Raw genomic sequence first — 18,969 nt, 5'->3', positions numbered from 1 at the left:
TTCATTCCTCACCTTTCGCTCATCTGAAATATCATTACAAAAATAAAAAACATACATTGACATAAAAATTCATAAAATTTATAATAAAGCCAATAAAGGTTTAGAGGAAGTGAGGAAGTCCATGAAGTATGTGATTGGTATTGATGGAGGAGGAACGAAGACAACCTGCCTCTTTCTTCAAGAAAACCAAAGCACTTTCCCGGAAAAACCGATGAAGATCACAGGAAACGGGACCAACCCTCATATCATCGGCTTTCATGAGGCAGGAAAGCGTTTGAAAGCTTTACTCTTCGAAGGGATGGAGAAGTTTTCTCTTAAGCCTTCTCAAATTACGGGTGTGGGGTTTGGACTTGCAGGTGTTGGCCGAACGGAAGATGAGTGGGAAATGACTCGGATCGCCCGGGAAATTTTTTTTGACCTTCATTTTTCAGAAAATTCCCATCTTTTTATGGGATCGGATAGTCTTGCGGCATTAAAAGGAGCACTCCCTCCAAAGGTTGACTCAGGAATTCTTGTCATTTCTGGTACAGGTTCAAATGCGGTTGGGATTAACCGAGAAGGGGCAATTCATAAATGTGGAGGCTGGGGACACCTTATTGGCGATGAAGGAAGTGGTTATTACCTTTCTGTGAAAGCGTTATCAAAAGTAGCGATGGAAGCAGATGGACGTGGGAGAAGTACTTTGCTTACCCCATTGATTTTAAGAAAGTTACAGCTTTCAGAACCTGCCCAACTTGTTCGTTACATATATGGTCAGCCCCATGAAAAACAAGAAATGGCCAAATTGGCAGCCTGTGTGATTGAAGCTTCGGAACAAAATGATGAGGTAGCGGTTCACTTATTAAAAGAGGGGGCTGATCAACTTATTGCTCATGTGGAAAGCCTTGCAGGGAGAGGTTTCGCCCGGGACACGATGGTCGCGGTTGCAGGATCGATATTCAAGCATTCAAGCGTTCTGAAACACCATTTCATTGAACAACTGGAACAAAGGGGGCTTGGCCAGTTCAGTGAAGCTTATGCTCCACCAGAATTTGGAGCAGCGCTGCTTGCGGCCCCGATGAGATCAAAGGAAGGTGGTGCTCATAATGACGGATTCATTGACATGTCTGACAACAGAAAAACGGAATGAACGTACGAACCACATGGACCAGATGTCTACTTCAGAAATCCTGTCCGTGATGAATGAAGAGGACCACAAAGTGGCGGAAGCTGTCAAACAGGTGTTGCCGGCGATTACGACAGCTGTCGATCATATTGCTTCCGCTTTGAAAAAAGGGGGCCGTCTTTTTTATGTCGGTGCCGGCACAAGTGGTCGATTAGGCATTTTAGATGCTTCCGAGTGTCCGCCCACATTTATGGCCGATCCGGAAATGGTCCAAGCGGTGATGGCCGGGGGAGGGCAGGCGTTTACAAAAGCGAAGGAAAATTCCGAAGACGATGTCCTCCAGGGTGGACGTGATATTCAAGCGAAAAAGCTAACGAACCAAGATGTAGTCGTAGGGATTACTGCTAGTGGTAGGACTCCTTATCCGATCGGGGCCTTAGAGCATGCCAGCAAGGTCGGTGCTTATACTATTTCGTTATCTTGTAATAGATCTTCAGAGATCAGTGACTATGCTGAGTGTCCGATTGAAGTTGTCGTTGGACCTGAAGTATTAACAGGATCCACAAGACTTAAATCAGCCACTGCTCACAAAATGGTCCTGAATATGATGAGTACAACTGCGATGATTAAGCTTGGAAAAGTGTACGAAAATTTGATGGTGGATGTTCATGCAAGTAACCATAAACTTCGCGAACGAGCTAAAAGCATTTTGATGGAATGTACAACGGCCTCATATGAAGAAGCGGAACAAACATTGAAAGATGCGAAGCTTGAAGTGAAGCCTGCCATCGTTATGTTGAAGAGAAGTGTTTCTTATGAAAAAGCGAAACAACTGCTTCAAGGGGCAGGAGGAAATTTAAGAAAAGCAGTGGAAGAATCATCTTGATTTGAAGACCATTCCATGGTTTCAAATAAATTTTTCAATCAAAAGGGGGAGCTTATGTTGAACATGTGGCGGAAAACATCTGCTTGGTTGATGATGTCGGTTTTGTTCGCTTTCTTGTTGCTGGTCGGTTGTGCGCCAGGAGGAGGAACGGAAGAAACAGATAGTGAAGGGACCGAAGAGGATACCTCCTCTGAAGAAACTTCCGATTCCGGAGAATCCGGGGAGATTTCCGGAGAGCTAGAGATCCAGTATTTTGTTGGAGGTTACGGGGATTCTTGGTGGAAAGAGGTTATTGGTGATTTCCAGGAAGAATACCCGGATGTAACAGTCACGGAACATGCAGGGCCTAATATTAATGAAGAGATGCGCTCCCGTTGGGTTTCCGATGATCCACCTGATGTCGTTTATATCGACGGTGCCGGTTCCAGTGAAACACAGATGGTCGAAGATGGCCAATTGATGAATTTGTCGGACTGGGTAAGCGGAATTGAGCTTGAAGATGGATCTCCTTTAAGTGAAAGTTTCATTGTTGAACCTTCTACGTATAATGGCGATATTTACAGCCTTCCACTTGTTTTTGATACGTGGGGAACATGGTACGACAATGCTTGGTTTGAAGAAAATGGCTGGGAGGTACCAACAGATTTCCCAAGCTTCATGGATACGATGAATCAGATAAAAGAAGATGAAGGTATCGAGCCATTTGTTACAACTGGTCAATATCCATACTACTTCTTGCGTGGGGTTCTTTATCCTGCCTTCGGTGCCGCAGGTGGAGATAAACTGCTTAACGATGTCATCACAGGGAAAGAAGGAGCATGGACGAGCGAGCCTGTGCTTAATGTCATGAAGAAAGTGGAACAAATGCAGCAGGAAGGATTGATTGATTCAGGGTTCGGTGCTTTGAACCATACCCAGTCACAAATGAATTTCTTGCTTCATGACAATGCGTTTATTCCAGTAGGGTTCTGGCTTCCGAATGAGATGGCAAATGATACACCAGAAGACTTCGAGTATGGTTTCGTTCCATCTCCAATGCAGGATGAAGGAGATCCATATGCGATTGTACCGGACCTTCGCCCACTTGCCATCGCTGAAAAAGCGGAAAACCCGGAAGCAGCGAAAGCGTTTGTTGAGTTCGTCTTTACAAGAGAATATGCGAAGAGCTTCTCTGAACATACGGGAGCGATTATGAACTTACAAGGTGTCGATCTTGCTTCGAGTGAGGAAGTTCCTCCATTCTTAATTGAAGCGAATAAAATGATCAATGATCCTGAACAGGTACAGATTTATCAAAAGCCTCACCCAATGAGTTCAGAGCTGGAAACTCCTATCAGCAACTCTCTCGTTTCTCTAATGCTTGGTAACATTACGGCAGAAGAGTTTGTGGAAGAAGCTGAACAAGCGGCCGCAGAATACCGCAGCAGCTTGGAGTAAAAACAGGTGGAATGTGGAGGCGCAATGTCTTCGCATTCCATTTTTTATAGCGGCCTTTTTCAAAATGTTGAGAGGTGTTAGACGAAAGTCTACAAAACTTAAGGGTGCTTCGAGTCATAAGTCAATCAACTGGGGGATAGTCTCCCTCTGTTGCTTGTCTTATGCCGATCGAAGCAGACAGAAGCAGACAAGGATAATACTAAATCATAGAAAAAAAGGGGTGTGTTTATGGTCCAGTCCAGTCGACAACGGAATCTATTTCTAGCATTCTGCCTTGTCCCGACGTTTATCTTATTTGCTGTGTTTACACTTTATCCATTATTTAACGGTCTTTATTACTCTTTTTTTAAATGGTCAGGGGCCTCATCGCTGGCGGAGTTCGTAGGGTTTGATAATTACAGAAGGTTGTTCAGTGACGGGATTATCCCGAAAACGATTTGGCATGACTATTTCCTCGTGATTACAAAAGTGATTGGCATTATGATTCTATCTACTTTTTTTGCGGTCGCTTTAACACAAATGAAAATAAAAGAAGCCCCATTTTATCGGATTGTCTTCTTTTTCCCGAATATCATGTCCGTGGTCGTGATTGGAATCTTGTGGATGTTCATCTATAACCCTAGTCTCGGCCTCGTCAATTCAGGACTTGAATTGATTGGTCTCGAGAGCTGGACACGTCCATGGCTTGGAAGTGAAGATTGGGCACTGACAAGTCTGGTCCTGCCTTCTGTCTGGGCAGGGATTGGCTTATTCATGCTTATGCTAATGGGAGGCATATCGAACATATCGAAGAGTTACTATGAAGCGGCTGAAATTGACGGGGCGACCGAATGGCAGCAGTTTTGGAAAGTAACACTTCCTCTAATCTGGCCGCAAATTAAGATCTCCATTTTGTACATTATCATTACGACATTAAACGGATCTTTTATTATCGTCCAGGTCATGACCAAAGGGGGACCAAACAATTCGACTCATGTAATGGGGTCCTATTTGTATGAGCAGGCTTTCGTCAAATACAACTTTGGTTATGGAGCGACGATTGGCGTGATGATTCTAATTCTGTCCTTGATTACCGTATTGATCATGCAATTCCTCATGAGAAGAGAGAAAGTGGAGTATTAACAGACAGGAGGGAAACGAGTGAATAAAAAATTTTTTTCACGGACGATTGTACGTATTCCATTAATCATCTGGTCTTTAGCCGTCTTATATCCGATTTTTTGGATGATTCTTGGAGCTTTTAAATCAAATGCGGAAATCTATGCAAATCCTTGGGGGCTGCCGGACTCATTCAGTTTCAGTAATTTTGTGAATGCGTGGAGCAATTACAATATTGATTCAAGCGTTTTCAACAGCTTTATTGTCACAGGACTTGGGGCGACTTTAACGCTTGCTATGGCGATTCCAACTTCTTATGCATTAGAGCGGATGCGTTTTCGCGGGAATCGGTTGTTGTTTACCCTTTATATTTCTGCGATGATGATCCCGATGGTTCTTGGATGGATTCCGTTGTTCTTTTTACTCATGCAGTTGAATCTGCTTGATAACATTTTCGGTCTTAGTATTGTTTATGCGGTGAGTCAATTGCCGTTCAGTATTTTCGTTTTAACGAGTTTCATGGCAACGATTCCAAAATCGCTCGAAGAAGCAGCAGCGATAGACGGGATGTCACCCTACGGCATCTTATGGAAGATCATTACTCCGCTATCAACAACGGGGATTATTACCGTCACTATCATGAACATGATTCAGTTTTGGAATGAATATTTCATGGCCTTGATTTTTTTACAAACCGAAGGGAACTATACACTGGCACTGGCGATTGACTATATTAGCAATGAAACACAATATACGAACGCGTGGGGGACGCTGTTTGCTAGTCTAGTCATCGCGATCGTTCCAGTCATCGTCTTGTATGCGATCTTCCAACGACGGATCGTTAAAGGGATGACAGAAGGTGCAATTAAAGGATAAGAGTGGTGGAACTATGAAAAATTCCTTAACAGGCGGGCTTGTTATTTTGAATGAAATGAAGGATAAGCTCCCGCCGTCAGAAAAAAAGATTGCAGAATTCATTATCGCTCAACCGCATGAAGCGATTCATTGTACAGCGACACAGCTCGGCAGACTCAGTTCAACAAGCAGTGCGGCGGTTATCCGCTTATGCAAGTCCTTGGGGCTAAAAGGGCTCCAGGAGTTGAAGTTAAGAATTTCAGGAGATTTGCAAAAGAAACCGGAAGCCAGGTATCGCGACATTCAACCTGGAGAAGCTTCCGATTCCATCGTTGAAAAAGTTACGAATAACAGCCTGCAGGCAATCAGGGAAACGACAGAAATGGTGGATTACAGGACACTGGCAGAAGCGGTGAACGTTTTGAAGGAAGCAGAGAACATTCATTTCTTCGGGGTGGGAGCTTCAGGTATTATTGCCCAAGATGCCCAGCAAAAATTCCTGCGAATAAACAAACCGACATCTGCTTTTACCGACATGCATAATGCGGCAATGAATATAGCAAATGTCAGTGAAAAGGATGTCGTCTTCGGGATTTCTTTTTCAGGGGAAACGTATGAAACGGCTGAAATTATGGAAATTGCCAAGAAGAAGGGGGCGCGTACCATCAGTTTGACTCGGTATGGTCAGTCCCCGGTGACCGCGCATGCGGATGTTTCCTTATTCATTTCTGCGTCGAGGGAAATTCCAGCTCCGTTTCGAAGTGGGGCCACTTCCTCCCGGTTAGCTCAGCTGCATATGATTGATATTCTTTTTGTGAATATTGTGACAGAGCAATGGGATGAGGCCTCGAATTATTTCCATGAAATCACAGATGTGATGGATCTATTGAAAGGGAAAAAAACGAAGAACGGAAAGGGATAAGGAGGAATGATGAGATGGGAAAGTGGCTGAAAGAATTGCAGGAATGGATTCCAGAAAACCAGGTGCTGACAACGCTAGCTGATCGTCACAGTTACAGCTTTGATGCTTCCTTTGGCGAACACCTGCCGGATGCAGTCGTTCAAGCGAAAGAAAAACATGAAGTATTGGAAGTGCTTAAGTTGGCCAACCGCTATAAAGTTCCGGTCCACCCGCGCGGATCTGGTACATGCTTGAGTGGTGGGCCGCTTCCTGTTCATGGGGGGATCGTCCTGGACATGTCTCAATTTCCTGCCGTTATCGATCTTCATCCACGTGACCTTACCGTAAACGTGACACCGAGTGTGTTGACGGGGAACATCAATAAAGCAGCGGAAAAACACGGCCTGATGTATGCCCCGGATCCGAGCAGTGCACATGTGGCCACTATCGGCGGCAATCTCGCAGAAAACTCTGGCGGGCCTCGGGGGTTGAAATACGGGGTAACCAAAGATCATGTGATTGGTCTCGAAGTGGTCACACCTGAAGGGGAATTGATCCGGACAGGAGGACAGACGATTAAGAATGTGACTGGGATTGATTTAACGAAACTCATTGTCGGTTCGGAAGGAACGCTTGGTGTCATCGTTGGGGCAACGTTGAAGCTGATGCCTAAACCGCCGGCAGTCCAGACGATAATGGTCGCTTTTGATGAGGTGAGGAAAGCAGGAGAAGCAATATCCCAGACACTTACATCAGGAATCCTTCCTTCCAAAATGGAATTTATGGATCATGCCTGTATTGTAGCTGTCGAGAAATTCCAGCCTGTCGGATTACCAGTCAGTGCTGCTGCTGTCATTATACTCGAATTGGACGGACACCCAGAAACCCTTCGTATTGAACGGGGGCTTATTGAAAAGATCATGGTGGGTATGGGCGCGAAAGAAATCATTATCCCAAAAAGTGATGATGAAGCAGGTAAACTCTGGCATGCTCGTAAACAGGTATCTCCAGCGATTGCTAAAATCAAACCGACCAAAGTGTCTGAGGATGCCACAGTCCCACGCAGTAAAATACCGGACTTCATGGATCGTTTAGAAAGCATTAAAGAGAAGTACAATGTAGAAGTAGTTGCATTCGGACATGCTGGTGACGGAAATCTGCATCCAAACATTTTATGCGATAAACGCGATGTAGAAGAAATGAAGCGTGTAGAGAAAGCCGTCGAAGAAATGTTCCAGGCTGCGCTAGATCTTGGCGGGACCCTCTCCGGCGAACATGGCATCGGCACGATGAAAGCCCCGTTTATGGAGCTTGAGCTTGGTGAAATCGGCCTTGATATGATGAAGAGAATTAAGGATAGCTGGGATCCCAATGGGATACTAAATCCAGGAAAAGTATTTCCAGAAAGGTCAGAAGTTGGTGCTTCATCAGGAGTAGTCTGCTGAAGGAACGGTTGAGCTATGACAACTGCTATAGATGAAATTGGGTGTTGAACGTGAAGGCTTAAATGGAAAAATTGATTCGGTGTATTTAGTAGATTTATTGATGGAAGCAGACCCTTAATCAAAGTAAGATGTCCCTTTTTGGCAGGGGCGTCTTTTTTTTGATTGAATGAGAGGGAGGGGCTGTTTCGCTATGAGGCAATAGCCAGAGAGAGGGAAGATTTTTAGAAAGCCAGTGTCTTAATTGTCTGTACTTGTGGTGGATGGAAGGACGAGAAAATGCCTTTTTTCCATCGCACCATTTTTCTGAGAGGATCTGCGGGGATGTTTGTTTCGACTTTGTTCAATTCTTTTAATAATGTTCGTTTTGCACAATAACCGTATCCATCCTCTCTCTCTCATAGCTCCTTCCTGTGCTAAAATAAACACAACAAATTAAATGAGGGATGACGAATGCGTACGCCAAATATTTTAGTAGTGGAAGACGAAAAGAAGATTGCCCGTGTATTAGAACTTGAACTTGAATATGAAGGGTACAAAGTGACCAAAGCCCATGATGGTATGGAAGGACTGCGCCTTTTCCGTGAAGAAGAGTGGGACCTGGTTCTGCTTGATGTGATGCTTCCGGAATTAGGTGGTACAGAGCTTCTTAAGAGACTTCGTTCTGGGGAAGATTCAACACCTGTCATCATGCTGACGGCCAAAGATGCGGTGGAAGATAAGGTTACAGGACTGGATCTAGGCGCTAATGATTATGTGACAAAGCCTTTTGATATTGAGGAACTGCTTGCAAGGATCAGGGCCGCTTTACGAACAAAACCAGTTCAACAAGAGGTAGAAGAGATGAGGATTGCGGATCTTACTGTGAATGAGAGAACACATGAAGTGAAGCGTGGGAGAAAGAACATCGAGCTCACCGCAAAGGAGTTTTCTTTGCTTGTGTATTTAATGAAACATAAACGCCAGGTGCTCAATCGTGAACAGCTGTTGGAAGGTGTCTGGGGGTACGATTATTACGGTGACACGAATATTGTAGATGTGTACATCCGTTATTTGCGCAACAAAATGGATAAAGGATACGAGCCGAAGCTGATTCAAACTGTCCGAGGTGTCGGCTATGTAATGAAGGACCCGCGATGAAACTAGGAAATAGAATTCAATTCTATACGACTGGCCTCTTCATCTTTCTTCTTCTCCTGATCAGCAGTGCGGTTTATTTTTCATTCAGTAAAATTGTTTATGATAGTGATCTTCAAGAAACACAGCAGGAAGCCGAGCGGATTGTGACAGAAATCAACGAACGGTCGGAAGATGCCCCTTCGGCTGAACTGTTGAGAGCTTATGTACCAGGAAATGGAATGATAAGAGTCGTTCTCCAGGATGGGACTGCAGATGTCAATTTGACCGGTGGAGGACAGCAGTACTTAACCGACCAGACATATCATTATGAAGAAAGGGAGAAAGCAGACGTTCGAAGTTATCAAGGCGTTCCACATGCTTTTGTTTCCATTCCCATCATTTGGACAAATGGAAACATTGCAGCTCTACAGTTAACTCAAAGCCTTGAAACGACGGAGGACAATTTAAGCATTTTACAGATCGTTCTGGTAATTGTCACCATTTTAGCAATCGTCCCCCTTTTTCTTTCTGCCCATTTTTTAAGTAAACTGATAGCGAATCCGATTCGCTCTTTAATTGTAACGATGCAGGAGATCCGCGGAAGTGGTCAATTCAAACAGATTACTTATGAAGGAAATTCGAAAGATGAATTATCCCAAATGGCAGATACATTCAATAAAATGATCGTCCAGCTAGAAGATAATTATCAAAAACAGGAACAATTTGTATCCAATGCTTCCCATGAGCTGAAGACACCTTTGACGGTAATTGAGTCTTACGCAAGCCTTTTAAAAAGGAGAGGAACTCAGGATGAAGAACTTTTTCAAGAATCTGTAGAAGCAATTCATTCTGAGGCAAAACGGATGCGGGAGCTGACCCAGCAACTTCTTCTCCTTGCAAAACAGGAAGAGAAGTGGAATGTGTACTTAGAGAGTATCGCATTATCCCCTTTTCTCAATACAACGGTTGCTTCTTTTGAACATGCTTATCACCGTCAAGTAGACTGGGAAGGTATAAAGGAAATACAAGTCCAAACGGATGAGCAGAAGTTAAAGCAGCTGCTTTACATTTTTATGGATAACGCCCGCAAATATAGTGAAGGACCGATTATAATAAAGGTCGATGAGACAGAGGATAAGGCACGCATTCATATCACCGATAAGGGAATGGGGATGACAGAAGAGGAGCTCGATAAAGTATTCGATCGTTTTTACCAAGTGGATCAGTCAAGAACGGAAGGATCAGGGCTCGGTCTTTCTCTGGCGAAAGAATTGGCACAAGCGATCGGAGCAGAAATCACATTATCCAGCCAAAAAGGGAAAGGAACCACAGCAAGCATTCTCTTGCCTCTCTCAGGGAATTCACATTTTTGGAAGGTATGATTATGACAAGGAGGAAGCGTATGTCTACATTTACAAAAGTAGTGATTTCCATACTTGGGTTGGCCGTTTTGCTGCTTATTGGATGGCAGATTGTAAACCAGCGCCTTAGCGCTGAACCTTTGTCAGAGACCGATATTCGTGAGAAAGTACAGTCTCAATACAATGGACAAATTACAGATATGACTTCAATGGATGACCATTACCTGGCTTCCTTAGAGCTCAAAGAAGGTCTTTATGAAGTAGTGATAGCGAAAGAAGATGGTCGTGTCGCAAGAATCCGGCAGCTTGAAGATTTTCAAAATGAAAAAGACACACCACTATCTGAACCAAGTCCTCCCGATCAAGAAGCTGAAGCTCAGCCGATTACAGAAGAGAAAGCGAAAGAAGCCGCGCTCAAGGAAGTCGACGGGAAAGTTGATGATATCGATTTTGAAAACGAAAAAGACCCTGCCTACTTTCTTGTTGAAATAGAACGGGAAGACGAACTTGAAGCAACCGTACAAATCCATGCCATTACTGGGGAGATCCTATCCATTACATGGGATGATTAATTTCTCATCAAATTCTCATTTTCTTCTCCATTTGTTCTCATGCACGCTGGATATAGTAAAAGTAGAACAATAAAAGGAGGAAACAAAATGAAGAAAACATGGTTAATTAGTGGGATTATAGGTGCCGTTCTTCTCGGGGGTGCTTACGGTGTTAGTGCTATGTCAGATGATTCTAGCTGGTCAGAGAAGGATGTCAAATTCACACAAAAAGAAGCTGAATCAGCAGCAAAAAAAGAAATCAATGGTCTTACAATTGATAAAGTAGAAAAAGATAAAGAGGATGGTGTCCTCCTATATGAAATAGATGGGCATACGGAAGAAGGAAAAGAAATGAATGTTGATCTTGATGCGAACACCGGAGAAATAGTCAAAATAGATCGTGATGGTGACGAGGATGAGTCCGAAGAAAAAGCAGCCGCTGGGATAAAAGTGAAGAAAGAAGACGCGGAGAAAACGGCGAAAGAAAAAGCGGCTGGCAGTGAAGTCAAAGAAATGGGAATCGATGATGGACATTATGAATTTGAACTGCACGATGGAGAATACGAATATGAAGTAACGATCCATGGGCAAACCGGTGAAGTTATCGAGTTTGAAAAAGATAAAGAGGACTAACTAATAAGAGCCCCCATATCCGGGGGCTCTTATTAGATTATATGATTTTCTACTAAATGAAATCCTATGGATGATCGAGAAGCCTCTAATACGAAGCGATTCTCTGTTGATAGTCTCCAATATTCATGATGGCCATTCTCGTGTGACGACCTCTGAGGTAACACCAGTTATTATTTGTATTTATCTCCATTCCTGTATGTAAAGATCTTTCTTTAACCACAATCCACTTTAAATGTACCTATGATTCCCTAGTAATGGGTATCGAAGGTACATTTCACCCAAACCCATCATAGGCTTCATAGTTCTAAATCCCTCTAAGGCCATTAGATATATGAAAGAAGCATAGCAATGTTCTCCTTACACGATATCCATCTTTTTCATTTTTAGGGATATAAACCTATTACCTGAAACCTTTTGAATCCGAGATTATCTAAGGGATTTTATTATATTTACTTGTAATACCTAGAAAAATAAATGAAATCATAGTAAATATGAGCATTTCTTACCTCAGTTTAACAGAATAGTATTTTTCGTTCGAAAAGACAGCTAAATAAATTATTCAGAAAATTTGCATTAGTAGTAAAATTTGAGATAATAGAGATCCACATAATAAAAGGGGGAAAATGGATGAAATCGAAATGGTACTTATTTATTATGGTTTTAGTTCTCAGTACGATTCTTGTCGCTTGTGGTAGTGATAGTGAAGAAGCATCAGGAGACTCCGGTGACTCTGGGGAAACGTACACAGTCGCAACCGATAACAATTTCGTTCCATTTGAGTTTATGAACGAGGAAACTGGAGAAATGGAAGGCTTCGACATCGATTTGATTAAAGCGATTGCTGAAGAAGCAGGATTCAATGTTGAGATTGAATCGATGAAATTTGATGGGGTTGTCGCCGGAATGCAGTCCGGACGTTATGATATCGGGATTGCAGGGATGACGATTACGGAAGAGCGGAAAGAAACCATCGATTTTTCCGATCCTTATTATGATGCAGGACTGATGCTTGCGGTAAGCGCCGATAATGAAGAAATCAAGTCTGCAGATGACCTGACAGGTAAAAAAGTAGGCACCCGTTCCGGAACAACAAGTGAAGCGTATATTAAGGAAAATCACCCGGACGCTGAATTAATCACATTCCCGGGGATTGTCGAGGCTTACATGGACCTTGAAGCCGGCCGCCTGGATGCCGTCATGTATGACGTACCAAACGTACAATACTATGTGGCGAATGACTCTGAAGGCTTGAAAACAGCTGGAGACATTTTACAAGGAGAGCAATATGGAATCGCGTTTCCAAAAGATTCTGAGCTCGTGGAAGATGTAAATGAAGCGCTGCAGACATTAATAGATAACGGGACATACGATGACATCTATGAAAAATGGTTCGGTGAGCGTAAATACGGCACAGAATCTTCCGAGTAATAGTGGGGAGCTGATCGGAAAAAGCGTAGCAAGGGATTGGCTTGTTACGCTTTTCTATTAAATTAAATAACTGACATGTACTCACCACCTAATACGGAACACAAGGAGCGTATACATATAATGGAATTCATTACAGAATCGCACTATTTTCGTGTCATGCCTTTTTTGCTCGAGGGTTTGGTATGGACACTGCTTATTACCTTTGTCGGACTAATCTTAGGATTTATCCTCGGTGCTATTTTTGGTTTTGCCCGCTTGTCGAAAAGTAAGCTTATATATGGAATTGCGACGGTTTATGTGGAAGTTGTCCGTGGTACCCCGATCCTGGCTCAAATCTTGTTCATCTACTTTGGTCTCTCAGATTTAACAGGAATCAATATTGACAAAATTACTGCTTCTATTATCGCCATTGCTGTGAACGCCGGTGCCTACATAGCAGAAATTGTACGAGGAGCGGTGTACTCGATTGATACAGGGCAGGAAGAAGCCGGTCGTTCCATCGGACTCACCCGGAATCAGACGATGCGTTATATTATCTGGCCACAAGCCTTCAGGCGTATGATTCCGCCACTTGGAAACCAATTCGTCATCAGCTTGAAGGATACGTCTCTATTTTCTGTAATTGCAGTAGGGGAATTGCTGTATATGGGACAGCAATATTATGGAATGACGTTTCAGGCATTCCAGGCCCTGACCATGGTTTGTGTCATGTATTTAGTTATTACCGTACCAACGGCTGTATATTTGAGACGTGTTGAAAGGAGACTGGATGTGTAATGATTACCGTTAAAGATTTGCACAAATCATTCGGTTCCAATGAAGTTTTAAAAGGAATTAATGCAGAGATTAAAGAAAAAGAGGTGGTCTGTGTCATCGGACCATCTGGTTCAGGGAAGAGTACATTCTTACGATGTTTGAATCTATTAGAAGAAGTCACTTCTGGAGATGTCCTCATTCAAGGGGAGAATTTGACAGATCCTAAAATCAATATCAATGATGTCCGTTCCCGAGTGGGGATGGTGTTTCAGCACTTCAACCTCTTCCCACACATGACCGTTATGGATAACATTACAATTGGTCCAATAAAGGTGAAAGGCATGAAAAAAACAGAAGCAGAAAAAATCGCACACCCTTTATTGGAGAAAGTCGGTCTGAGTGATAAAGCGGTTGCTTATCCGGAAAGTCTGTCCGGTGGTCAAAAGCAACGGGTAGCCATCGCCCGGTCATTGGCAATGGAACCGAGTATTATGCTGTTTGATGAACCGACCTCAGCCCTGGATCCAGAACTTGTCGGAGATGTGCTCGCGGTTATGAAAGATCTTGCCCAAGAAGGGATGACGATGGTCGTCGTTACACACGAAATGGGATTTGCTCGAGAAGTGGGGGATCGCGTGTTGTTTATGGATGAAGGAATTATTATGGAGGAAGATGTTCCGGAACGCCTTTTCGGTAATCCGCAAAACCCCCGTACACAAGAGTTTTTAAGTAAAGTCTTATAATAAAAATAGAACATTTTCCCATAAGAGGCTGTTGTTACCCATTCACACCAAAAATACCTCTAAACTGTGTTCTGAATAAGAAGGCTTTTGGGAAAACAATACCGAATAGGATGGAAAGCTACTCGCTTTCCGCGGGGAAGATGGAAAGCCTCCGCGGGCTGCGCCCTGTGGGGTCCCGCTGGAGTCTCGTATTTTCCTATTGCCCCTTAACCATCAAAGATCTCCCACTATCCTGCCATTTAGTTGAATTAGTTATTAATGGATCATCGCTCTATGAATAAGAACTTTCAAAAAGAAAAAGGAACATCTATTTCTTTGACGTTTCTTTAAGAATTCGCTATATTGATTATATCAAGGGGAGTAGCGACCGTATCATACGGTTGATGGATCGTCATTTCAGTGTGCACACACTCGGTTCATCAAACTATAACCATAGTACGCAAGACCTTGGCCACTCTAGATGGTCAAGGTCTTTTTTTATTGTCTGGGAAATTATAGAATTCAATGATTGTGAACTCTTATGGAGCAGAGCTGTAACGGGCACATCTGTTCTTGCTGATTCAAGATGAGGAGGGAAATGATGACATTTCTAATATTCACCCTGTCTGCCGTTATTGTCGTCCTAGCGTCTATTCAACTTAACCGTTTCGGTGACGTCATTAGCCAAAAATCTAAATTAAGTGGAGCTGTTGTAGGCACATTCCTAATCGCAGGAGCTACTTCATTGCCGGAACTAACCACAAGTCTTACTGCCGTTTACATCGATAATCCAGATATTGCTGTAGGAAATATGTTAGGGAGCAATATTTTTAACGTCTTAATATTAGCTTTTATAGATCTCATTTACCGCAGAAAACGGATGTTTAACATGATTGAACCAAAACAGCACCTGCCTTCTGCATTTGCTGCAATGGTTTTTACAGGGGTAGTAGTTCTTTCCTTGGTGTTAAATTCTAGTATCACCATCTTTAATATCGGTATTGAAATGTTTATCTTAGTAGGGCTTTATGTGTTCACCGTCAGATACTTTGATAATAATGAAGAGAAAGAAATGGTCGAGGATGAGGCTGCTGCGACAGGAAAGGACTATTCCTTGAAGGCGGCAAGTGTTGGTTTCGCTGTTAGTGCGGTCATCGTTTTTGCTGCCGGCAGCGCATTGTCTATTTTTGGGGATCAACTGGCACAGCAGACAGGGATGAATTCAAGTTTTGTTGGGAGCTTTTTGATTGCTGCTTCTACCTCTCTGCCCGAGCTTATCACCGTACTTGTCGCCTTAAAGCTGGCAAACTATGATATGGCTGTGGGATCAATCCTGGGGAGTAATTTATTTAATCTTCAGCTGCTTGCAATCACAGATATTTTTTATCAAAAAGGACCGATCTTGAATGCAACGTCCGGAGGAAACCTTCCTATTGCTCTTCTATTTATTGGAATGGTGGGTCTTATTCTATATATGATGAGGAGAAAATCGTATGGAGGTCTCTTGCATTACGCTGCTCCGTCTTTCCTTATTGTTGTCATGTATTTTATTTCTTCTTACTTTTTATTTTAAAAGCAGTTATTTGTCTTTCCTACAATGATGACCTGGACTCTGGAGGCAAACTTTCGCCCCGATGAATACGTATGCCATAAAGACGAATTCCAGAATAGGATTCAAAGAATTTCAGTACAATACGAAAAGAACCCTAAACAACTCCTTCTGGAATCGTTTAGGGTTCTAATCTTTTCATGCAGGATATCCATTTTTACTCAATCTTAGATATCGTCGTATTGTACGGGGGACTAGAGGCGGAGGTTAATCGCCTCCCCTACTCATTAATAGTTTACAGCATTATAAGAATTGATCAGACCGTGCTCAAAGTAGTAGCCTGTGCCGGAGATTGGATCGGCTGTTTGCTCGATTGCTGCACGGATGTTGCTGTTCGAACGTCCTTGGGATGCAAGCAAACCGGCAAGACCTGCTACGTGAGGGGAAGCCATTGACGTACCAGACATGTACGCATATCCGCCGTTAGGAACGGTGGAAGCGATGTCGACACCAGGGGCCGTGACGTCAACCCAAGTCCCGTAGTTGGAGAAGGAAGCCTTGTTGTTGTTGCTATCGACAGCACCTACAGCAATAACATTATCATAAGAAGCAGGTTCAAATGTAGTAGATACGCCATCGTTTCCTGCAGCGGCTATGACGACAGAGCCTTTGTTCCACGCGTAATTAACGGCATTTTCAAGTGTCTGTGTATCACAGTCACAACCAAGAGAAAGGTTAATCACTTCCGCTCCTTCGTCCGCAGAGTAACGGATAGCATCTGCGATATCATACAAAGATCCGCTTCCATTAGCATCAAGGGCACGAACGGCCAGGATACTCGTGTTTGGAGCCATTCCTGCAACACCAGAACCATTATTTGTTATAGCCGCAGCTGTTCCGGCTACGTGTGTACCGTGGTTGTTCAAGTCCATTGGATCATAGTCGTTGTCAACGAAATCATAACCTTTGATTGTTTTTCCTGCTAGGTCTGGATGATTGTAGTCAACACCAGAGTCGACAATGGCAATTTCCTGATTGCTGCTTCCACGAGTGATATCCCACGCTGCTTCTGTGTTTGTATTTTGTGGCCCATACTGATGGGAGCTGTAGTAAGTATCATTTGGTGACCATGTGGCATTGAAAACATAGTTCGGCTCAGCATATTCAACATTTGGGTTCTTATTTAATGCTTTAACCGCTTTTTCTACATTTCCGACCTTAAGTACTTTTACTTCTGAATCTACAACTTTACTATCCTCAAGAGTCTCTGCTCCGAAGGATTCAAGTTGCTTTCCTTTTAATGATTTTCCTTCCTTATATTTAACAACGACTTCACCTTTTACAAATTCCCCTTTGTCTTCTTGCACCTTTACTTTGTTTAAAGATTCCGGTTGTGTTTCCGCGAAGGCTTGTCCTGTTGTCGGTAAGAGGGCCAGTGACGCAGCGAGTGACAGTGTAGCGAGTTTTTTGAACTTCAAATCAATTCCTCCTTTAAAGTTTATAATCTAATAATTCTAACTTTTTCGTCATTTTCCTCCTGAATACGGGTTGGGATAGTTGCATCAAAAAAGGGGGGCTTAAGGGTAGAAAGAAGCAGGGATATTCCCAAGTATTGTTATAGAACGGAGTCTTTTTATCTGAGGTAACCCCCGTGTAGGGGGGAATGAATAGAGAATCAGATAAGCTATAAATAAAATTCTGCTATTTTAATAAGATTGTCAATTTTGTAAAAAGAGGCGGGATACCTATGGGATTCTAGTCTTATAGATTCAGCGCTCTCGTAACAAAGAGCGTCATTCCTACCATTTTTCGGACTTTTTAGCGAGTGGAGGGTTTTATGTCGATGTATGTGGGAAGTAAGGATAGAAACCAGTTAAAAATTTTTATATGAAATATGGAGTGGGGAGGTGAGGATGTTTCCATCAAATAAAAATAACGAGGAAAGTAAATCCGTCTTCGATTATGTGGGAGGAGGGTTGAAGAAATCAGTTGATGTGGTAAAGGATAAATGGCCAACTCCTAATTCGAAAATCAGTCAGAAAGTAAAAGGTCCTAAAGAATTAAAAGACCATGTCGAGGACGAGATCCGTGACCAAGCAGGAGATTTCTTCCAGGATCAGTTCAAAAAACAAATACAGTCCAAAGTTGGCGGCATGAAAGAAGAGCTTCAGGAGAAAACATCTTCGAATGCGGATCAAGTGCATTCAAAGGCAGAAGAAGCGAAAGAGAAAGTACAGGACCGCCTATTAGGATTTAAGGATAAACTGAATTCCGTTAAAGAATCAGGGGAACAGATGCAGCGGTCGCTCCAAAACAATAGGTCTCAGAGTGGAAGAGTGAAAGGGGTCCAGGATATCAAAGGGGTTTCCCATATAAAGAGTTCTTCTTCTATTAAGGGCTCGAAAGACATCAAGGGTCTTTCTAATATTAAAACCTATCATTCGTAACAAAGAGAGGAGAATAAAAAATGGCTATTCAAAAATCAACAGATAGTTCCAGTCTTGCTGAAGTGGTTGACCGTATCTTGGATAAAGGTATTGTGATTGATGCGTTTGCTCGTGTCTCTGTAGTCGGAATTGAATTAATTACAGTAGAAGCAAGGGTTGTTATTGCCAGTGTTGATACATGGCTGCGATATGCAGAGGCTGTTGGGCTTTTACGTGATGAAGTGGAAGAAGAAGGGCTTGGAGGCCGACTAGGTGAAGAGGATTCTGCTCCTTCCCAATCTACAAACGAGCGCGGAGAATTTAGCATTTAAGTCGGGATCCTCCCCAACAGGAAAAGGGAACCTGTAGTGGTTCCCTCCCTTCCTAATCTATGAAGAATGTGCTAATTAGGAAAAGAGAGGGATGCAGTTTTATGAAGATTTTGAACCAGGTGACCGACTTTTTTAATGAAAATATTGCACCGCCACATAAAATTATCTCGGCAAGAAAGAAGGACCAGGAATGGCGGGTGTTGGTTGAAGTAATCGAAGAAAAAGAATATATGAAGAAATATGCGAGAGATCAAATGGTTGGCTTATATGAAGTTTTTCTTGATGAGAACAGCGAAGTGACAGGGTTTTCACGTTTGAGTCTTAGATATCGAAGTGAAATTGAAGACCAAGTCGAGCAATAAGGGAGG

At 42.9% G+C, this 18,969-nt stretch carries 19 protein-coding genes; 18 read left to right on the top strand and 1 reads right to left on the bottom strand.

The window, feature by feature from the left end; genetic code table 11:
• Positions 1 to 121 precede the first annotated feature (121 nt).
• The 15 genes from BLW54_RS00965 (at position 122) to BLW54_RS00895 (ending at position 15,867) form a co-directional block, all read left to right on the top strand.
• Positions 122 to 1,129 carry an N-acetylglucosamine kinase gene (locus tag BLW54_RS00965; RefSeq protein ID WP_074733001.1) on the top strand — a complete coding sequence of 336 codons (1,008 nt, stop codon included), beginning with the start codon at positions 122 to 124 and terminating at the stop codon, positions 1,127 to 1,129.
• Positions 1,086 to 1,991: an N-acetylmuramic acid 6-phosphate etherase gene (gene murQ, locus BLW54_RS00960; protein ID WP_074733000.1), complete on the top strand. Its 906-nt coding sequence runs from the start codon at positions 1,086 to 1,088 to the stop codon at positions 1,989 to 1,991. Before BLW54_RS00965 ends, murQ begins: the two co-directional genes overlap by 44 nt.
• Positions 1,992 to 2,045: 54 nt before the next feature.
• Positions 2,046 to 3,428, top strand: coding sequence for an extracellular solute-binding protein (locus BLW54_RS00955; protein WP_074732999.1), 1,383 nt, complete (start codon positions 2,046 to 2,048; stop codon positions 3,426 to 3,428).
• A gap of 228 nt (positions 3,429 to 3,656) precedes the next feature.
• Positions 3,657 to 4,550, top strand: coding sequence for a carbohydrate ABC transporter permease (locus BLW54_RS00950; RefSeq protein WP_035506219.1), 894 nt, complete (start codon positions 3,657 to 3,659; stop codon positions 4,548 to 4,550).
• Positions 4,551 to 4,568: 18 nt separating this feature from the next.
• A complete protein-coding gene (locus BLW54_RS00945; RefSeq protein ID WP_035506217.1) occupies positions 4,569 to 5,402 on the top strand; it encodes a carbohydrate ABC transporter permease in 834 nt (277 codons plus the stop codon).
• 13 nt (positions 5,403 to 5,415) lie between these two features.
• Positions 5,416 to 6,303: a MurR/RpiR family transcriptional regulator gene (locus BLW54_RS00940; protein WP_035507611.1), complete on the top strand. Its 888-nt coding sequence runs from the start codon at positions 5,416 to 5,418 to the stop codon at positions 6,301 to 6,303.
• Positions 6,304 to 6,317: 14 nt separating this feature from the next.
• A complete protein-coding gene (locus BLW54_RS00935) occupies positions 6,318 to 7,727 on the top strand; it encodes an FAD-binding oxidoreductase (protein WP_074732998.1) in 1,410 nt (469 codons plus the stop codon).
• A 450-nt stretch (positions 7,728 to 8,177) separates the two neighbouring features.
• On the top strand, positions 8,178 to 8,864 hold the full coding sequence (locus tag BLW54_RS00930) for a response regulator transcription factor (protein WP_035506211.1): 687 nt from the start codon (positions 8,178 to 8,180) through the stop codon (positions 8,862 to 8,864).
• On the top strand, positions 8,861 to 10,225 hold the full coding sequence (locus BLW54_RS00925; protein WP_074732997.1) for a sensor histidine kinase: 1,365 nt from the start codon (positions 8,861 to 8,863) through the stop codon (positions 10,223 to 10,225). Before BLW54_RS00930 ends, BLW54_RS00925 begins: the two co-directional genes overlap by 4 nt.
• 20 nt (positions 10,226 to 10,245) lie before the next feature.
• Positions 10,246 to 10,776, top strand: coding sequence for a PepSY domain-containing protein (locus BLW54_RS00920; protein WP_051744016.1), 531 nt, complete (start codon positions 10,246 to 10,248; stop codon positions 10,774 to 10,776).
• An 87-nt stretch (positions 10,777 to 10,863) separates the two neighbouring features.
• Complete coding sequence (locus tag BLW54_RS00915; RefSeq protein WP_074732996.1) at positions 10,864 to 11,388, top strand: PepSY domain-containing protein; 525 nt, start codon at positions 10,864 to 10,866, stop codon at positions 11,386 to 11,388.
• Between the two features lie 627 nt (positions 11,389 to 12,015).
• Positions 12,016 to 12,816, top strand: a complete 801-nt coding sequence (locus BLW54_RS00910; protein ID WP_074732995.1) for a glutamine ABC transporter substrate-binding protein — start codon at positions 12,016 to 12,018, stop codon at positions 12,814 to 12,816.
• Between the two features lie 120 nt (positions 12,817 to 12,936).
• On the top strand, positions 12,937 to 13,593 hold the full coding sequence (locus tag BLW54_RS00905) for an amino acid ABC transporter permease (RefSeq protein ID WP_074732994.1): 657 nt from the start codon (positions 12,937 to 12,939) through the stop codon (positions 13,591 to 13,593).
• On the top strand, positions 13,593 to 14,315 hold the full coding sequence (locus BLW54_RS00900) for an amino acid ABC transporter ATP-binding protein (protein ID WP_035506205.1): 723 nt from the start codon (positions 13,593 to 13,595) through the stop codon (positions 14,313 to 14,315). The genes BLW54_RS00905 and BLW54_RS00900 overlap by 1 nt, the downstream gene beginning before the upstream one ends.
• A gap of 577 nt (positions 14,316 to 14,892) precedes the next feature.
• Positions 14,893 to 15,867, top strand: coding sequence for a sodium:calcium antiporter (locus tag BLW54_RS00895; protein WP_341853303.1), 975 nt, complete (start codon positions 14,893 to 14,895; stop codon positions 15,865 to 15,867).
• 263 nt (positions 15,868 to 16,130) lie between these two features.
• On the opposite strand, the gene BLW54_RS00890 is transcribed toward BLW54_RS00895, so the two are convergent.
• Positions 16,131 to 17,321, bottom strand: a complete 1,191-nt coding sequence (locus BLW54_RS00890; protein ID WP_035506201.1) for a S8 family peptidase — start codon at positions 17,319 to 17,321, stop codon at positions 16,131 to 16,133.
• Positions 17,322 to 17,756: 435 nt separating this feature from the next.
• Here BLW54_RS00890 and gvpQ point away from each other — a divergent pair, with 435 nt between their 5' ends.
• The 3 genes from gvpQ (at position 17,757) to gvpO (ending at position 18,963) form a co-directional block, all read left to right on the top strand.
• Complete coding sequence (gene gvpQ, locus BLW54_RS00885) at positions 17,757 to 18,290, top strand: gas vesicle protein GvpQ (RefSeq protein ID WP_074732992.1); 534 nt, start codon at positions 17,757 to 17,759, stop codon at positions 18,288 to 18,290.
• Positions 18,291 to 18,310: 20 nt separating this feature from the next.
• Positions 18,311 to 18,601 (top strand): gas vesicle structural protein GvpA, encoded by a 291-nt coding sequence (gene gvpA / locus BLW54_RS00880; protein ID WP_035506199.1) that lies wholly within the window; start codon positions 18,311 to 18,313, stop codon positions 18,599 to 18,601.
• A 101-nt stretch (positions 18,602 to 18,702) separates the two neighbouring features.
• Positions 18,703 to 18,963 carry a gas vesicle protein GvpO gene (gvpO, locus tag BLW54_RS00875; protein WP_035506197.1) on the top strand — a complete coding sequence of 87 codons (261 nt, stop codon included), beginning with the start codon at positions 18,703 to 18,705 and terminating at the stop codon, positions 18,961 to 18,963.
• Positions 18,964 to 18,969 lie beyond the last annotated feature (6 nt).

The sequence above is a fragment of the Halobacillus karajensis genome (genome assembly GCF_900108515.1).
Taxonomy (GTDB): Bacteria; Bacillota; Bacilli; order Bacillales; family Halobacillaceae; genus Halobacillus; species Halobacillus karajensis.
Note: the sequence above shows the minus strand (reverse complement) of the source record. Positions and strands in the feature narration are given on the sequence as shown.

What these genes read in the sequence shown, in the direction of transcription:
- BLW54_RS00910 (WP_074732995.1), top strand. Translation starts at nt 12,016, where the DNA reads ATGAAATCGAAATGGTACTTATTTATTATGGTTTTAGTTCTCAGTACG.
- BLW54_RS00955 (WP_074732999.1), top strand. Translation starts at nt 2,046, where the DNA reads ATGTTGAACATGTGGCGGAAAACATCTGCTTGGTTGATGATGTCGGTT.
- gvpQ (WP_074732992.1), top strand. Translation starts at nt 17,757, where the DNA reads ATGTTTCCATCAAATAAAAATAACGAGGAAAGTAAATCCGTCTTCGAT.
- BLW54_RS00915 (WP_074732996.1), top strand. Translation starts at nt 10,864, where the DNA reads ATGAAGAAAACATGGTTAATTAGTGGGATTATAGGTGCCGTTCTTCTC.
- murQ (WP_074733000.1), top strand. Translation starts at nt 1,086, where the DNA reads ATGACGGATTCATTGACATGTCTGACAACAGAAAAACGGAATGAACGT.
- BLW54_RS00895 (WP_341853303.1), top strand. Translation starts at nt 14,893, where the DNA reads ATGATGACATTTCTAATATTCACCCTGTCTGCCGTTATTGTCGTCCTA.
- BLW54_RS00930 (WP_035506211.1), top strand. Translation starts at nt 8,178, where the DNA reads ATGCGTACGCCAAATATTTTAGTAGTGGAAGACGAAAAGAAGATTGCC.
- BLW54_RS00900 (WP_035506205.1), top strand. Translation starts at nt 13,593, where the DNA reads ATGATTACCGTTAAAGATTTGCACAAATCATTCGGTTCCAATGAAGTT.
- BLW54_RS00950 (WP_035506219.1), top strand. Translation starts at nt 3,657, where the DNA reads ATGGTCCAGTCCAGTCGACAACGGAATCTATTTCTAGCATTCTGCCTT.
- BLW54_RS00920 (WP_051744016.1), top strand. Translation starts at nt 10,246, where the DNA reads ATGTCTACATTTACAAAAGTAGTGATTTCCATACTTGGGTTGGCCGTT.
- BLW54_RS00905 (WP_074732994.1), top strand. Translation starts at nt 12,937, where the DNA reads ATGGAATTCATTACAGAATCGCACTATTTTCGTGTCATGCCTTTTTTG.
- BLW54_RS00925 (WP_074732997.1), top strand. Translation starts at nt 8,861, where the DNA reads ATGAAACTAGGAAATAGAATTCAATTCTATACGACTGGCCTCTTCATC.
- BLW54_RS00965 (WP_074733001.1), top strand. Translation starts at nt 122, where the DNA reads ATGAAGTATGTGATTGGTATTGATGGAGGAGGAACGAAGACAACCTGC.
- BLW54_RS00940 (WP_035507611.1), top strand. Translation starts at nt 5,416, where the DNA reads ATGAAAAATTCCTTAACAGGCGGGCTTGTTATTTTGAATGAAATGAAG.
- gvpA (WP_035506199.1), top strand. Translation starts at nt 18,311, where the DNA reads ATGGCTATTCAAAAATCAACAGATAGTTCCAGTCTTGCTGAAGTGGTT.
- gvpO (WP_035506197.1), top strand. Translation starts at nt 18,703, where the DNA reads ATGAAGATTTTGAACCAGGTGACCGACTTTTTTAATGAAAATATTGCA.
- BLW54_RS00935 (WP_074732998.1), top strand. Translation starts at nt 6,318, where the DNA reads ATGGGAAAGTGGCTGAAAGAATTGCAGGAATGGATTCCAGAAAACCAG.